We start from the raw sequence: 13,661 nt of genomic DNA, 5'->3' as shown, positions 1-13,661 counted from the left end.
ATACAGCTGAAGCAGTGGCTCGCGCTCGTCCCGGACACGCGCGGCGCGCAGCGCCTTTTGGTCAAGGACATGACCGAACTGGCAGGGCGCATTGGGGGGCAGGCCGACAAGCTACTGGCGGAATTCGAGGAGGCGGGCATTACACATGAAATCCTGAAAGTCATCCGCGGGGTCATAGAGACGCGCGCGGCACATTTGTTGCGGATTTCGGAAAAGGCTTGAAGTTCTGCCGGGGCCACATGGCCGTTGTTGACACCGGTCCGGCGGCCGGACAGAATTCCGCTGTGTATGTGAGCTGTTGATTTCCACTGCGAGCTGACCCGGCGCAGCCCGATATTTCCATTGAGAACTTCTCGGTGGAAACGCCGGGTCAGCTCGCAGTGGAAATCAACACCCGGTCAAAGATCGGGAGAAAGGCAACATCAACGGCGCCTGGCCACGAACTGATGATTGTAACCCCATTGAGCGCTGCGGCTCGCTAATGTTCTTCCGAAAGTATGGGCGATAACTCGACCGGACGGCACGCAGCCTCATCAGTGCGTTGTGGCTGACGCGGCCTTGGCGGTGGGACGTTTGGTCGAAGTCGAATTTTTGGCCGCAGGCGATCGCCTTTTAGGCTTCATTGGCGTCGCAGGCATGGGCTTGAAATCAGACGGAACGCTGGCAATGAATTCTCGGCCTAAGCGATAGAAGGCGTAGCCAACGGCTAACAGTGCGATCGTTCTCAACATAGCGGTCTCCTTTGCCACTTCGAACGCATAGCGGCTCCGTATAGTTCCGACCCGGGCTACGCGAGCGTCAACTGATGGGGCTGCCTTTGGAGATATTGCTGAAGTTGTGTAATCGGCCTGGGCGGGCTAAAAAAATGTCCTTGTACCGCGTCGCATCCGGTGGCCCGAATAATCAGCAGCTGTTCTTCTGTTTCAACGCCCTCAGCTACGGTGGTTATGTCTAGGGCATGGGCAAGGTTCACAATCGCGCTAACAATAGCCATATGGTCTCGATTTCCCACGATCTCCGCGATGAAGGAGCGGTCGATTTTGACCTTATCGACCGGAAAATTCCTCAAATAACTGAGCGACGAGTAACCAGTCCCGAAATCATCGAGCGAGATTATAACTCCGAGCGCATGGAGTCGGTTCAGCGCAAGCAAGGATTCCTTACTATCGTCAAGCAAAAGGGACTCAGTGATCTCTAGTTCAAGGCGCTCGGCGGGAAGGCCTGTCATCGAGAGCACTCCAGAAACTGTGTCGACGATGTTACCTCTTCTGAATTGGCTCGGCGACAAATTGACGGCGACGTTGATGTTCCCCGGTAAGCGCATTGCTTCTCGGCAGGCATTTTCCAGCACCCACGCGCCAAGCTGTACAATTAGACCCGTGCTTTCAGCTATTGGGATAAACTCGTCTGGCGAAATCGGACCGCGTTGGCACCCTGGCCACCGCAACAGCGCCTCAACCGTCGTGACCTCCTTGCTTTGGAGACTAACGATCGGCTGGAAAGCGAGTTCGAACTCCTTGTCGAAATCGGCTGCTCGGAGGTCGAGCTCAATCATGCGGCGGCGTTGCAACCGATCGTCCATCTCCGGCTGATAGAATTGATAAGTCCCGCGCCCATCACTTTTGGCACGATAGAGCGCTAGGTCGGCGTTTTTCACCAAATCGTCAGGATCGGTTGTTTCGGACGCCAGCGCTATTCCGATGCTTGCGCCGATAACTACCAAGTGACCGTCAAGCTGATAAGGCTCTTCAAGGGCTTCGATTAGGCGTTCTGCCACCCGTCCTGCCTCGTCGCCGCTAACAGCGGGCTGGACAACAATGAATTCATCACCCCCAAGCCGGGCGACCACGTCATACTCACGAACGAGCCCCAATATCCGGGCTGCGACCTCGCGCAATAATGCGTCGCCAACAGGATGGCCGAGCGTGTCGTTGACGTTCTTGAAGTTATCCAGATCAAGGCAGAGAACCGCAGTGTCCTGCTGATGAGTGAGACCTTCTGTTAACATGTGTTCCAAGCGCTCACGAAGCAGCAGGCGATTGGGAAGCCCAGTTAGCGGATCATGGCGCGCCATATGTGCTATGCGCGCTTCCGCCTGATGACGTTCAGTGATGTCCTCGTAGGTGGCGACCCAGCCACCCGCATCCATCGGTTGATGGCACACTGAAACGATGCGGTCGTCGGACAGCTTCTGCAGCAAGATTCCGGGCTTGCCCTGGTCAATTAGCTGTTGTTGCTTCCAATAGAGGAGTTCGGCATTTGGTTGCATGGAGGTTCCAGCTCTGATGGAGCTCCATTTAATTTGTTCCGGCGTTGTTCCAGGCGCAAGATTATCGCTCGAAAGACCATACATCGCAGCAAACTTGCTGTTGCTTACTATGAGACGTTGATCGGCATCAAACATACAAAGGCCCTGTGACATGTTGCTGAGGGCCGCATCGAACAAACCGTTCTGAGTCACTAACGCATGATTGGCTTGCAAAACCGCAGCATTTGCAGCCTCTAGATCGTCGGAGGTACGCCGGAGATCTGCATTCACGCCGTTGAGTGTATCGTAAGTTTGCGTCAGTAGGCGATTGTGCCATCGGAGTAATCCGATAAAGGCTAAGCTGCAAAGAAAGAAACCAACGGCGACTGCCGAGAAAGTGCTATGGAGACGTAGCAGCTCGTTGTCGACATTCGCCATCTGCGCGGCGCTATAGTGATTGGCTTGCGAGGCTAGGCCAATCAAGTCAGCTTCCAGCGGCGCCATCAACCGCAATATCGATTGGGCGACTACAGGTTCACCGACGCGACCCATGGGTCCGTCCAGCTGCTTGATAAGCTCAGACAGCCGCTTGACAGTGTCTTCTCGCTCCGAAGCCTCACTGACAAACGCTTGAAATTGACCGCTTGTGAAGAGGTCAAGCCGCCCTTTCAATATATCAAAGCGGAGTTGCGCATCGGCAACGAGTGGCTCATTCGGCGAGGCCGCAATGGCAGTAACGCGTTGATACAACCGCAGATACTCATTCATCCCCTGGCTGGCACTCCAGGCCACGTCATATCGGGAGATTTTGCCTATCGACGCCTGACGTTCAAAGATTACGAACGACAAATAGATCGCGGCAATGGCGAAGGCGGCGATGGTGCCGATCAGTAGAGTTTTCAGCAAATGAAATGCGAACGCGCGGCGAGAGCCAGGCGCCAACAACGGTCCCATGTTATGGGCCTACCGTATAACCAAGCGTGCAAGCTGCCAAACTGAGCGTGAATAGAATTTTTGGCTCTGAAGTTCGGAATCACGATCAAAAGGATAGACGATAAAGAGGGGACCCTTGTTGCTGACGGACATATATTGACCATCACGCTTGAGAGCTAGGAGCACGTCGAACTCTGCAAAATCCTTTAGCGGGATTGTCGTACTGTAGTCGTTGAGCGCTATTGCGACGACCTCATCGCCATCTGCTTCAACGAGCTTCATGATCCGATCAAGAGGGACGCCCTCGAATTTAACCGGTCCGGTAAACCATGGTGTCATGGTTTCGAATGATGTGACCCCTAGATCTTCGAGCATGGCTCGATCAAATACGGCAGTGTTGCCTGAATTGGTCACACCAATCTTGCCTTCGATTGTCAGAATCGGAGGGCCCTTGGGTGATGGGAGTTTTCCGTCTTCCGATTTGGCGGCCGACAGCGCCAGGAGCGCAATTGACGATGCCAGCGCCACGGTCCGGACGATCGAAGACGAAACGTGATACATTGCGAGCTCTCCCCTGAAACTGTCGTTCTGCACCGCTTGGTGCCGCTGCTGATGAAGACCGAATTGACGGCCCATCGCAACAATTTTCCAAATGCCGTGAGCACTAAAGTTAAGAAGCAGTGGCATTCGCGGCAACTCGTTTGACCGCGTGGGTGTCTGATGGCAGATTGCCACGAACTTTTACAACTCAGATAGGTCCCAGCTTGCCAATGATTGAGACGTTCAAGGAGTTCACTTTTGAGGCAGCTCACCAATTGGCGCCCTTTTCCGGGCTCCATGGTCATTCGTTTAGAGTTAGTGTTCACTTGATAGGTGCTCCCGACCCCGTTTTTGGTTGGCCGGCCAATCTCTACGAAGTGGAAGAGCGGATCGAGGCTATCCGAAAACTACTTGATCATAAATATCTCAATGAGATCGACGGTCTTGGCGTGCCATCGCTGGAGAATGTAGCGCGCTGGATTTGGGAACGGATGGAGCATCACCTCCCGCAACTCGACCGCATTACCGTCGCGCGGGGTCCGGACGGTCAGGCCGAAGGCACGGTATATCGGGGGCGCTCCTCAGGCTAAAACCTTCAACAGCGCGCTCTGTAAAAACCCAATTTTGCAGCGCCAGGCAGTCGGCATCGCCATAGCCGGCGAGGCCTGCCAGCGGTTCAAGATGATGCGGCAGGGAGTGGCAGCGTGAGCTACCCTTCAGAGAGGCATCCGGCCAGTCTTTGGCTTGACCTTCCACGGATCGATCGAAGCCGCGTCGGGCTCTCTTATTCCGACCGATCGCGCGAATCCAGCGAACGCGTTGCGCGCACCATCAACAGTCAGTTGCCCATCTCGCGCGGCATGGCACGCACGCAAGGCCGTCTTATAGATTGGACCGCGCCTACTTTCCGGCCATGTGGAAAGAAAGTCGGTCGCATCGGCAACGTTCGCAATTTCGATGACGCCTTCATCACTATCTTTCACGAATATCGAGCGGGAAAAGACTTGGGGTATCAACACTTMCTCCATGGTCTTGGACCGTTTTGTGAGCAAGCGCGGGAATCGCCRCGCTAGGTCGCGACAAGCTGACTGAGAAATGGCGACGCCGGGTTCTTGCTTCAAGGGTAGCGACCGTCCGCGGCTCAGTCTTTCAACGGATTTTGATCCAATATCCCTTGCTCTCTGCAAAAGGACTGAAAGGCTTCTCTGGCCTCTTCGACCGGTATCGATCCATTGATCGCAGCCTGCATGGCATTCTCGGCCAGATCGAAGAACGGATTGCGCTTGTCGCGGGGCCACGCTTCGAGAAATTCCACGGCATCAGGGACCGACGCGATCTCGCGTCGCGGGAAGTCGGTCTCTTTGACCCATATGGCTGGTTTGAGTTCCATCGCTACCAACGCATGTGCGGGGAGACGGTTGCATGAACGGGCATCCTGGCGATCTGTGGCGCGAGGCGCCAAACAATGTCGAGGCCGAGCAGGCGGTTTTGGGCGCCATCCTTGTCAACAACGCCGCCTATGGCGCGGTGTCGGGTGAGCTGTCGGCGAGCCACTTCTATGAGCCTATTCATCGCAAAATCTATGACGTGGCGGGCGATCTGTTCCGCCAGGGCAAGGCGGTCACGCCAGTCACGCTGAAGACCTTTCTTCCGGCAGGCGACATGATCGGCGAGTTGACCGTCGCTCAGTATGTCGTTCGGCTCGCGGTCGAGGCCGTCACGGTCGTCAACGCTGTCGACTATGCCAAGGCAATTGTTGATCTGACAGTTCGCCGGCATCTGATCATCATCGGTCAAGACATGGTGGCCGTCGCCTATGACGCTCCGGTGGACATGCCGCCACGCCAGATCGGACAGGATGCCGAAGCGAAGATTGAGGAAGCGCTTGCCAGCGTGAAGGATGATGCCGGCGACGAAAGCGTTAATGGCACGGTCGATTTGATCCTCGAATCGTTCGCGGCCCGGATCAAGAAACCGGCGATCCCGCTCCCCCTGGTGCAGTTGCGGGACATTCTCGGCGGCGACATGGAAGCCGGGAGCTTGGTCGGCATGCTGTCCGCGTCCGGTGAGGGCAAGACGTCGATGGCAATGCAGGGGGTGGACCACGCCGCCTCGCTCGGCTACCCGGTGCAAATCCTGTCGTTCGACCAGTCGCCCGACCAGATCGTGTCGCAGCGCACCGGCATTGAAAACACACGGATCCGCAACCTGACAATGATGGAGAGGCGCGCCCGTTCAGTTCGATGACCGGTGGCCGCGGCGATCGGGTAAAGATCGACGACCCGCATTCGACGGAAACGGCAGAGAGCGACACGGAGCGTCAATCTGCCGTCCGCATCTTCCGAGAGGGTATTTCCGACCGCCTCAACGATGTGACCACTTCGGCCATCGTCATCATCATGCAGCAGCTCCATGAGCAGGACGTCGCGGCGGTGGCGCTGGAGCTCGATATCGGGTTCATCCACTTGAACCTGCCCATGGAGTTCGAACCGGAAACCGTCTGCCGCACCTATGTTGGCGGCGAACTGTTCTTTGAGGACCCTCGGACAGAAGACGGGGAGCTGCTGTTTCCTGAGCGGTTCCCGCCGACTGAAATCGAACGCCTCAAGAAGGCCAAGGGCTCTTATGCGTATGCTGGTCAATACCAGCAGCGGCCGACACCTCGCTCCGGTGGCATGTTCCAGCGCGGCGACTTCGAGATCGTTGATGCGGTCCCCGTCGGCGCGGTTCGATGCAGGGCGTGGGACTTTGCAGCAACCGTGCAGAAGCTAGGCAAAAAGCCTGACTGGTCCGTCGGGCTTCGAATGGCTCGTGTCGGTGGTGTTTCTACGTCGAGGATGTCAAGCGCGATCGCTGGTCGCCCGCCGACGTAGAGAAAAACCTGAAGAACACGGCGAGCCAAGATGGGTTGGACGTAAGGATCAGGATGCCAGAGGACCCAGGCGCTGCCGGTACGGCCGACGCCGCCACCAAAGTCAAGCTGCTGGCAGGCTACGACGTGATTGCTGTTCGGCCGACGGGCGAGAAATCAGTGCGCGCCAAACCCGCGTCGGCGCAGGCGGAAGCGGGCAATGTGAGGCTGGTGCGCGGGTCATGGAAGGAAACGTTCCTCGATGAGGTCTGTTCTTTCCCGAATGCTCAGCATGACGATCAGGTTGATGCCTTCGCCGATGCTCTGAATGAGCTTGCGCTGGGCTCGACGTTCACCCTGGACAACATCTAGGTAGAAAAAGGCCCGGCAGAACCGGGCCTTGATCCATCAGTAATCGCGATGCTCTGGCATCTCTTTCAACTGTTCCTTCGTCCATGTCGTAACAGCGTGGACGTCTCCATCTTCGTCGCGCATGAAATCCAACTCAGTAGCCGCAACAGCAACTGGCTTGGCACCGATGCCAAGAAAGCCGCCGACGTCGATTACGATCTCGCTCGAAACGCCGGTTCCATGCACATGCGAAACGCTGCCGACCTTTTCGTCGTCAGCGCCATAAACAGCCGCACCCTTAAGAATGGAAGCGTTCAGCTCGTTGCTGGCGAGGCGTACGTGATTGGTATGGTCCATGTTTTTCTCCTTTTTCGGGGCTGGGACTTTTCTAACCCCTGAACTGGCGAACCGTTCCGCACGGATTTCCATTCGTGATCACCGGAAAGAAAATGAATGGCCAATATCCTGGCTCTCGCCCGCGACAGCCTGACCAACCTCGTGTCCCGTCTCGGGACCGATCGCGACAAGGCGGCTAGCTCGTTCTATTTGATGCCGATCCTGAGCGACGAGCAAGTGATCAACGCCTACCGTGGCGCTTGGCTACCCCGCAAGATCGTCGACATTCCGGCCTTTGACAGCGTGCGTGCTTGGCGTGACAGGCAGGCCGACAGCACCCAGGACGCGCGGCGAGCTCTACTCGTACCCGCTGTATTTCTGCCGACGCCCCGACGTGCTGCGCAAGGCCGTGGGCAACAGCTAAGGGGCTTCGGCCCTTGTCTCCCTCTGGCGGAGAACGAGACCATGAAATTCCATATCAAGAACAACACGCATCGCACCAAGGCTTTCAAGGTGTGGGGCGGAACTGAGGATGTGCTGCCCGGCAAGGAACGCGTCATCGACATCGAGGGCGATGTTTCGGACGAGTTCATCGATCGCACGAAGGCCAATGGTGTCGAGATGAAGCCGGCCGGTAAGTCCAAGACGGAACCGGCCGACGGCGATCAACCAAAGACTGCGGCCGATGTCCTCGCCATGGTCGACGACAAGAGCGTGCCGTTCATGTCGTTCAAATCGGCGGCCTCTAAGCTGCTCGGCGACAAGACGCCTGCCAACAAGGCTGAGATCATTGCTCGAAGAGCTCGCTACCCAACCGTGACCAATGGGCCCGGCGGAAAACTGCCGGGCCTGACTGCCTGATTATGCAAGCCAAGGGCTAAGTGCGGTAACGCACCTGCCCAAAAGGCTAGCGCGCCGGATCAACAATCCGATCGGGTGTCCGCCCTTCCTCTCCACGGTTCGTTCCGAACAGGTGTTCCGGAAGGCTACGAGGAGTCGCGTAACTTCTAAGGCACCACGGGCAGCGAGGAGCAGCGCGTGGAATGGGTCCTGCACAAGACTGACAGAACCGACGGACAATCATTTTGTATCTCCTTGCACCCTGTTCGGTGGACCGAGAGGGCTTATCTCATTGCTGGTGCGCCGGTGGTGGCGCCACCCACACCATCAATGTGATTGTCACGAAATAAAGGCGCTAGGCCTTTGGTCGCAAAGACAAAATGCCTCATGAGCCTTCGTCAAGATAAGGATCGGGTATGGCCGGCTACGGAACGAATGATGACTTCACCGCCTATGCCCTTGCCGCCGGCTACACCGTGCCTGCTGGCGACATTGGCGCGGCCCGCCAGCGAGGCAGCACCTACGTCGACGGCAGTTATGGGCTGCGGCTCTCAGGAGTGCCGACGGGAGGCGCTGAGCAGGAACGGGCATGGCCCCGCACCGGTGCTTCGGCATTCGGTGCGGCGCTCGCTTCCGATTTGATCCCGCTGCGCGTCGTCAACGCCTGCTATGACGCAGCGTTGCTCGAACTGAGGGCACCGGGTTCGCTCTCGGTGGTCGCCGACCCAGCCAAGCGCGTGAAGCGGCAGAAAGTCAACACCGTCGAGCGCGAGTTCTTTGCTCAGGGCGAACAGTCAACGGGTGCGATTGCCGGCCCTGTAGTTTCGGTCATCGACGGACTGCTGGCTCCGCTGCTGGAGCCAACACCCGTCGGCATGGGCATCTCGGTGGTTTAGCTATGCCTTCGGTTTCCGTCCGGCTCGCTTAACAGGCGTCTTCTCGGCAGGCTTGCGACCAAGCCCGAGGCTCTTCGCCAATTCTGAACGCCTTGCCGAGTAGCTTTGAGCTACCATTGGGTAATCTCTCGGCAGCGACCACTTGGCGCGATATTCGTCAGGGGTCAGACCCAATCCCGAAAGATGCCGCTTAAGCGTTTTGTACTGCTTACCGTCTTCCAGGCTGATTATGTATTCGGGCGTGACCGTCTTCTTGATGGGCATCCGAAGTGTGAGTTCTTCAGCCGGTGCGGCTGGGGTGCCGAGCTTGCCGATGCTGGAATGGATCTGCGCAATTAGGCCTGGAAGCTCTACGACGGGCACTGGATTGTTCGAAACATATGCCGCGACAATGTCAGCGGTGAGCTCAATGAGCAGATTGCTAGAATTCGGAAACTCGTCGGACATCAATACTCTCCAAGTTAATACTCCGCGATGTCGCCTACCTGAGATTCCAGTGCAGTGGAACCCCGGTGCTTTGAGGACGATAGATCAAAATGACCGGTTTCTACGCCGAGATGCAGGAAATGGCGTCCGAACTCCTTGCCGAGTTCAAGCAGGGCGTTGTCTCGCTGAATCGCACCACCACAGGCGAACCCGACCCAGCTACGCCATGGGAGCCGGGCGCCGACGGTCACCATCTATCCGCTCGACGCCACGGTGCGCCGGGTTGAGCAGAAATACGTCGATGGCACGCTGATCGTGGCCACCGACAACCAGGTCACGTTCGCCGTGCCAGCCATAGAGCCTGCCATGTCGGACGTGCTGGTCATCGACGGCGCCGAACATGTCATGAAGGACTTGCGGCCATTGCCAGCGGCGGGGACGGCTGTGTCGTACATTGCATTCGTGGCGGGCTGACCTACCCCCAAAGAAGAATGAAAGGGGACGCCACGAACAGAATACAGGTCAGAACCCAACGACCCTTTCCGTATGACGGCATGTCGGAAAGCGGCAACAACCAACGAACTAGCGCATAACCGACTGCAATGATCACGCTGTAGATCAAAGCCCAGATGAAGATATGCCAGCCGCCGCCGAAAAGCCCGATAGCTAAGCCGAAGCCTGTAAGCGCTCCAAGGACCCCGTAGCCGACGTCGAACATCAACGTTGTGGTCGTGGATAGTGGCCGCCAAATGCTTGGAAAGGCGATCGCAACAGCGGCGGTGAGAAGCCAGATGCTGACGATCGCCTGCAACGTGGATGACTCTGCGACTGAAGTTGCGACACTTGTCAGGCGGTCAGGCGTCGAAAGATGCAAGAGTTGAGCAAGACCATTTATCAGCGTGGCCCAAATCCAGAGCACAAATGCACAGATGGCAAAAATAGCGAAGTTGCCACCCGACCGCTTTACAATCTCACTCAGAATCATTGCCGATCTCTTTTTCGCTGAGGAGGATAGCATTGATGCAAATCTATCGAAACTCGGATGCTCAAGCCGAACAGCTTGTATTGAGGCGTGGTGCGCAGCTTAGGAATAGGCCGCACTCGCGATCAAGTACGCGACCAACGCTAGCGCGAGTAAGAATTCCACCGTCATAGATGGCAAATTCACTTGGCGGCGGAAAGTTCCGTAGGAGTCTAAATGCTCGTCCGCCTCACTCCCCGGCAGCAATGAAATCCTCGTCGGCCAGTACGAGCCAGCACTTCGCGCTGCCTTCCTGGAAGCAATCGACGACATCCGGTCGAACTTCGTGCTTCGGCGGGTGGTCGAATGCCTTGAGCGTGGCGATATCAACGGCGCCATTGCTGCGATGCATCTCGACGAGGCGGCATTCCACCCCTTGGACGAGGCGATCAGGCAGGCTTTCAACGGCGGCGGTGTTGCCACTGTCGAGCAGATGCCGGCGCTGCGTGACCCGGAAGGCCACCGCTTCGTCATCCGGTTCGACGCGCGCAACGTCGAGGCCGAGAACTGGCTTCGGTATCACTCGACCACGATGGTTTCGAACATCATTGCCGATCAGCAGGAAGGCATTCGCACAGCGCTTACTGCTGGCTTGGAGCGAGGCGACAACTCGACACGGACGGCGCTCGATGTCGTCGGCAGGGTGAACCGGGTCACAGGGCTGCGAGAGGGAGGGGTGATCGGACTCACCGCATCTCAGGGCACGCTGTTGCCCGAGCGCGCCAAGAGCTGGTTTCTGGCCAGCCCGATCAACTGCGCAACTATCTGACTCGCGGGCGCAGGGACACCCGCGGCAACGGAGATCGCAGGCAAAGTGGCCTCGCATTTCCCGGCAGATCTGCCGATGCGCCGAGACGGTATCACCGTCAGGGTAGCCAAGGCCTCAGACGTCGCGCCGGCCTTTGCCGAGGACACGCATTGGCATGTCCCGGTGACGATCAGATACGAGTGCTTCGGGTAGGGCAGTCAGCTACACTGATGTCTTCTGGCGGTGATGAGGGCGGCCTGTTCTTGTTGCAACTGGTCGATCTTGGCTGATTGCCTGCTCTTGATTGCCGAGACAGCCTTGGCGCCTCCCGGTGCCCAGAACGGAATATTCCACTGGCTCACCTTGCCGCGATTGATTGCCGTCGTCGAAATGTTCGCCGAGGTTTTGCCAATCGCGTTGTTGAGATCGTTGCACGAAGTTACAGCGTATTGCGATTGATTGACACGGCCAGAAGCACCTTGGGACGCGCAACCCGTCGCCGAAGCGAGGGCGAGGAATAGTGCTGTCCCTCTAAAACTGAGAGCTTTCACCTTCATTGGTGCAGCCTAACAAGCCCATCCAGCAATGGGAACCATCCCCGGCCATCCGGGTAACCGGCCTCGCTAGCGCGGGGCCGTTTTTATGTCAGCCATTGATAAGGAGCAACCCCGATGGCGAACACCAACAGGGGCAGGAAGTTCTATATCTGCGCCACGCCGCAGCCTGCCGATCTCAGCCAGGCACAGTTCGAGGCGCTGACCTATATCGAGGTCGGCAACGTCGGTTCCGTCGGCGAGACCGGCATGAACACGAACATCGTCAGCTACGACGAGCTGGCGACCGACGTCACCCAGAAGCAGAAGGGCATCAGCAACGCTGGCGATCCTGACGTCGAATGCGCCCGCAACCCGATCGACGCCGGCCAGATTGCCATGCACGCTGCAGCGGCGACCAAGTTCTACTACGCGACGAAATTCGAAGACGCCGACGCGCCCGACGCGAGCCACACCAACTCGGTCTACTTCAATCGCGGCTTGGTGACCGGCCCGAAGCGCCCGAACGGCCGGAACGAAGACTTCATCTCGAAGTGTTCACGCGCGGCCTTGTGCAGAAGGAGATTGTCGTCAACCCGGGTCAACTCTCGCCTGCCTGCCATCGCTGGTATCGCCCAGGTCGGCCAGACGCTTACCGCTGTGGCCGGTCGTTGGTCCGGTGAGCCGGCGCTGACCTACCAGTGGAAGAAGGGTGCCGCCAACATCAAAGGCGCAATTGGTGCGACCTATGTCCCGGTCGCCGGCGACCTCGGCGCCGCGATCACCGTCGTTGAGACGGTCACCAACCCCGCAGGCACCGCGTCCGCGACAAGCGGCGGCACGGCCAACGTCATCGCCGCATAACCGGAGCAGATCATGGACATTCTTGCCATTCAGCCGTCGACTATCAGCGTCGACATCAAGCACCCTGCCACCGGTGCATCGATCGGCCTGACCATCGAATGCGTCAGCCTCGAAGATGATCGGGTTAAGCAGGTCGAGCGGGCGATCAAGAACCGTGCGCTTCGAGGGGGCCGAAACACCGTCACTRCCGCGAAGATCGAGGACAACACCGCCGAGATCCTGTCTGCAGCGATTGTCGGCTGGAAATGGGAGAAGCCGTTGCTCTCGCCTGCCAACGGAAGAAGGCCGAGGTCTACGGCGAACAGCCTAACTTGGACGGTGATCCCAATTCACCCCTGACCAAGATCAACGTCGGCAAGCTCCTCGCTGCTGGCTGGATCGCCAAGCAGATCGATACGGCGCTGGGGGACGAAGCCGCTTTTTCGCGAAATAGGGCCGGTGCTGGCTGAGCACGTCGCTCAGCATGTCCGGCTCAACACGCTCGACGAGAATGGGGGGACGCGTCGGGAGCGCAATGAACGGTCCGAGGTTGCCACAGCGGAGCCCGAGCCGGTAGACCCCGAATTCGAATAACGCTATGCGCTTCCACGATGTAGCGGCCAACCAAGCCTCAGCGAACAGGTTCAACACCTCAAACCTCGCCGCGCAGTTCCAAGACATCACTGTGTCGGCGTAGATAGGCATGGGCGCACTTCAGATTGCACAGCTAGCTGAGAACGCACAACTCATTGCAGATGATGAAGAGTGGGATTGATCATGTCCCGCTTTCTAACGGTAGGACGCGTGGTCACTGAGGAAATGGCGAAACCGTATGCCTACTGCTGAGTAAGCGCCAAGGGCATCCCATCTGGTTTTAGGTAAAGCTTCAGGCGACATTTGGCACGAGCGATCCAGATTGGTGCCATGTTCTATGTCTACGCCTATGCCTGCGGATAGAAATTTTCATTTGATTGAGGCGTTTCCGGCTCCGTTTGAAGGTGCGCCAATTGCGCGTCGTCGGCGCTGGTCTGATGCGTTCAAAGCGGCGATGGTGGCCAAGAGCTTTGAGCCTGGAGCAAACATCTCGGCCTTGGC

General features: G+C 57.8%; 21 protein-coding genes and 2 pseudogenes. 14 read left to right on the top strand and 9 right to left on the bottom strand.

Features of this window, described 5'->3' with window-relative positions; genetic code table 11:
• Positions 1 to 222: pseudogene (locus AC1DWF_RS24860) on the top strand (type II toxin-antitoxin system HipA family toxin); the annotation flags it as partial.
• A 565-nt stretch (positions 223 to 787) separates the two neighbouring features.
• Here AC1DWF_RS24860 and AC1DWF_RS24855 read toward each other — a convergent pair.
• Positions 788 to 3,202 carry a putative bifunctional diguanylate cyclase/phosphodiesterase gene (locus AC1DWF_RS24855; protein ID WP_476789453.1) on the bottom strand — a complete coding sequence of 805 codons (2,415 nt, stop codon included), beginning with the start codon at positions 3,200 to 3,202 and terminating at the stop codon, positions 788 to 790.
• Between the two features lie 9 nt (positions 3,203 to 3,211).
• On the bottom strand, positions 3,212 to 3,868 hold the full coding sequence (locus AC1DWF_RS24850; RefSeq protein ID WP_476789452.1) for a putative pterin-binding protein: 657 nt from the start codon (positions 3,866 to 3,868) through the stop codon (positions 3,212 to 3,214).
• A gap of 83 nt (positions 3,869 to 3,951) precedes the next feature.
• On the opposite strand from AC1DWF_RS24850, the gene AC1DWF_RS24845 reads away from it, so the two are divergent.
• Positions 3,952 to 4,311, top strand: a complete 360-nt coding sequence (locus AC1DWF_RS24845; protein ID WP_476787352.1) for a 6-pyruvoyl trahydropterin synthase family protein — start codon at positions 3,952 to 3,954, stop codon at positions 4,309 to 4,311.
• 126 nt (positions 4,312 to 4,437) lie between these two features.
• On the opposite strand, the gene AC1DWF_RS24840 is transcribed toward AC1DWF_RS24845, so the two are convergent.
• Together AC1DWF_RS24840 and AC1DWF_RS24835 are read right to left on the bottom strand one after the other, a co-directional pair.
• Complete coding sequence (locus AC1DWF_RS24840; protein WP_476842158.1) at positions 4,438 to 4,749, bottom strand: DUF982 domain-containing protein; 312 nt, start codon at positions 4,747 to 4,749, stop codon at positions 4,438 to 4,440.
• 113 nt (positions 4,750 to 4,862) lie between these two features.
• On the bottom strand, positions 4,863 to 5,111 hold the full coding sequence (locus AC1DWF_RS24835) for a DUF982 domain-containing protein (protein ID WP_476789450.1): 249 nt from the start codon (positions 5,109 to 5,111) through the stop codon (positions 4,863 to 4,865).
• A gap of 98 nt (positions 5,112 to 5,209) precedes the next feature.
• Between AC1DWF_RS24835 and AC1DWF_RS24830 the strand changes: the two genes are divergently transcribed.
• The 3 genes from AC1DWF_RS24830 to terL are packed head-to-tail and all read left to right on the top strand — an operon-like array spanning position 5,210 to position 6,944.
• Complete coding sequence (locus tag AC1DWF_RS24830) at positions 5,210 to 5,968, top strand: DnaB-like helicase N-terminal domain-containing protein (protein WP_476789449.1); 759 nt, start codon at positions 5,210 to 5,212, stop codon at positions 5,966 to 5,968.
• The gene (locus tag AC1DWF_RS24825) at positions 5,965 to 6,594 is read left to right on the top strand and encodes a hypothetical protein (RefSeq protein ID WP_476783808.1); all 630 of its coding nucleotides are present in this window, start codon (positions 5,965 to 5,967) and stop codon (positions 6,592 to 6,594) included. The genes AC1DWF_RS24830 and AC1DWF_RS24825 overlap by 4 nt, the downstream gene beginning before the upstream one ends.
• Positions 6,507 to 6,944, top strand: coding sequence for a phage terminase large subunit (gene terL, locus AC1DWF_RS24820; protein ID WP_476789454.1), 438 nt, complete (start codon positions 6,507 to 6,509; stop codon positions 6,942 to 6,944). The genes AC1DWF_RS24825 and terL overlap by 88 nt, the downstream gene beginning before the upstream one ends.
• A gap of 36 nt (positions 6,945 to 6,980) precedes the next feature.
• On the opposite strand, the gene AC1DWF_RS24815 is transcribed toward terL, so the two are convergent.
• Positions 6,981 to 7,280 carry a PRC-barrel domain-containing protein gene (locus AC1DWF_RS24815; protein ID WP_476783807.1) on the bottom strand — a complete coding sequence of 100 codons (300 nt, stop codon included), beginning with the start codon at positions 7,278 to 7,280 and terminating at the stop codon, positions 6,981 to 6,983.
• A 96-nt stretch (positions 7,281 to 7,376) separates the two neighbouring features.
• Between AC1DWF_RS24815 and AC1DWF_RS24810 the strand changes: the two are divergent.
• Both AC1DWF_RS24810 and AC1DWF_RS24805 read left to right on the top strand, forming a co-directional pair.
• A pseudogene (locus AC1DWF_RS24810) lies at positions 7,377 to 7,601 on the top strand (anti-CBASS protein Acb1 family protein); the annotation flags it as partial.
• A 914-nt stretch (positions 7,602 to 8,515) separates the two neighbouring features.
• On the top strand, positions 8,516 to 8,995 hold the full coding sequence (locus tag AC1DWF_RS24805) for a DnaT-like ssDNA-binding protein (RefSeq protein WP_476783806.1): 480 nt from the start codon (positions 8,516 to 8,518) through the stop codon (positions 8,993 to 8,995).
• On the opposite strand, the gene AC1DWF_RS24800 is transcribed toward AC1DWF_RS24805, so the two are convergent.
• Positions 8,996 to 9,442, bottom strand: coding sequence for a Ros/MucR family transcriptional regulator (locus AC1DWF_RS24800; RefSeq protein ID WP_476783805.1), 447 nt, complete (start codon positions 9,440 to 9,442; stop codon positions 8,996 to 8,998).
• 89 nt (positions 9,443 to 9,531) lie between these two features.
• On the opposite strand from AC1DWF_RS24800, the gene AC1DWF_RS24795 reads away from it, so the two are divergent.
• Together AC1DWF_RS24795 and AC1DWF_RS24790 are read left to right on the top strand one after the other, a co-directional pair.
• Complete coding sequence (locus AC1DWF_RS24795; protein WP_476783804.1) at positions 9,532 to 9,708, top strand: hypothetical protein; 177 nt, start codon at positions 9,532 to 9,534, stop codon at positions 9,706 to 9,708.
• Complete coding sequence (locus AC1DWF_RS24790) at positions 9,695 to 9,895, top strand: hypothetical protein (RefSeq protein ID WP_476783803.1); 201 nt, start codon at positions 9,695 to 9,697, stop codon at positions 9,893 to 9,895. The genes AC1DWF_RS24795 and AC1DWF_RS24790 overlap by 14 nt, the downstream gene beginning before the upstream one ends.
• Before the next feature lies 1 nt (position 9,896).
• Here AC1DWF_RS24790 and AC1DWF_RS24785 read toward each other — a convergent pair whose 3' ends face one another.
• Together AC1DWF_RS24785 and AC1DWF_RS24780 are read right to left on the bottom strand one after the other, a co-directional pair.
• Positions 9,897 to 10,406, bottom strand: coding sequence for a hypothetical protein (locus AC1DWF_RS24785; RefSeq protein WP_476789448.1), 510 nt, complete (start codon positions 10,404 to 10,406; stop codon positions 9,897 to 9,899).
• 226 nt (positions 10,407 to 10,632) lie between these two features.
• Positions 10,633 to 10,794, bottom strand: a complete 162-nt coding sequence (locus tag AC1DWF_RS24780; RefSeq protein ID WP_476842157.1) for a hypothetical protein — start codon at positions 10,792 to 10,794, stop codon at positions 10,633 to 10,635.
• A 24-nt stretch (positions 10,795 to 10,818) separates the two neighbouring features.
• On the opposite strand from AC1DWF_RS24780, the gene AC1DWF_RS24775 reads away from it, so the two are divergent.
• Positions 10,819 to 11,211 carry a hypothetical protein gene (locus tag AC1DWF_RS24775; RefSeq protein WP_476842156.1) on the top strand — a complete coding sequence of 131 codons (393 nt, stop codon included), beginning with the start codon at positions 10,819 to 10,821 and terminating at the stop codon, positions 11,209 to 11,211.
• 45 nt (positions 11,212 to 11,256) lie between these two features.
• On the top strand, positions 11,257 to 11,403 hold the full coding sequence (locus AC1DWF_RS24770) for a phage tail terminator-like protein (RefSeq protein WP_476783800.1): 147 nt from the start codon (positions 11,257 to 11,259) through the stop codon (positions 11,401 to 11,403).
• Positions 11,404 to 11,408: 5 nt separating this feature from the next.
• Here the strand turns inward: AC1DWF_RS24770 and AC1DWF_RS24765 are convergent, their stop codons facing one another.
• Positions 11,409 to 11,747 (bottom strand): hypothetical protein, encoded by a 339-nt coding sequence (locus AC1DWF_RS24765; RefSeq protein WP_476783799.1) that lies wholly within the window; start codon positions 11,745 to 11,747, stop codon positions 11,409 to 11,411.
• Between the two features lie 114 nt (positions 11,748 to 11,861).
• Between AC1DWF_RS24765 and AC1DWF_RS24760 the strand changes: the two genes are divergently transcribed.
• The 3 genes from AC1DWF_RS24760 to AC1DWF_RS24750 form a co-directional block, all read left to right on the top strand.
• The gene (locus tag AC1DWF_RS24760) at positions 11,862 to 12,587 is read left to right on the top strand and encodes a hypothetical protein (protein WP_476789447.1); all 726 of its coding nucleotides are present in this window, start codon (positions 11,862 to 11,864) and stop codon (positions 12,585 to 12,587) included.
• Between the two features lie 12 nt (positions 12,588 to 12,599).
• Positions 12,600 to 12,926: a hypothetical protein gene (locus AC1DWF_RS24755; RefSeq protein WP_476842155.1), complete on the top strand. Its 327-nt coding sequence runs from the start codon at positions 12,600 to 12,602 to the stop codon at positions 12,924 to 12,926.
• A gap of 571 nt (positions 12,927 to 13,497) precedes the next feature.
• Positions 13,498 to 13,661, top strand: a 164-nt coding sequence (locus tag AC1DWF_RS24750; protein WP_476789646.1) for a transposase, incomplete at its 3' end; no start/stop codon positions are given.

Source organism: Aminobacter sp. P4_D5 (genome assembly GCF_056401815.1).
Note: the sequence above shows the minus strand (reverse complement) of the source record. Positions and strands in the feature narration are given on the sequence as shown.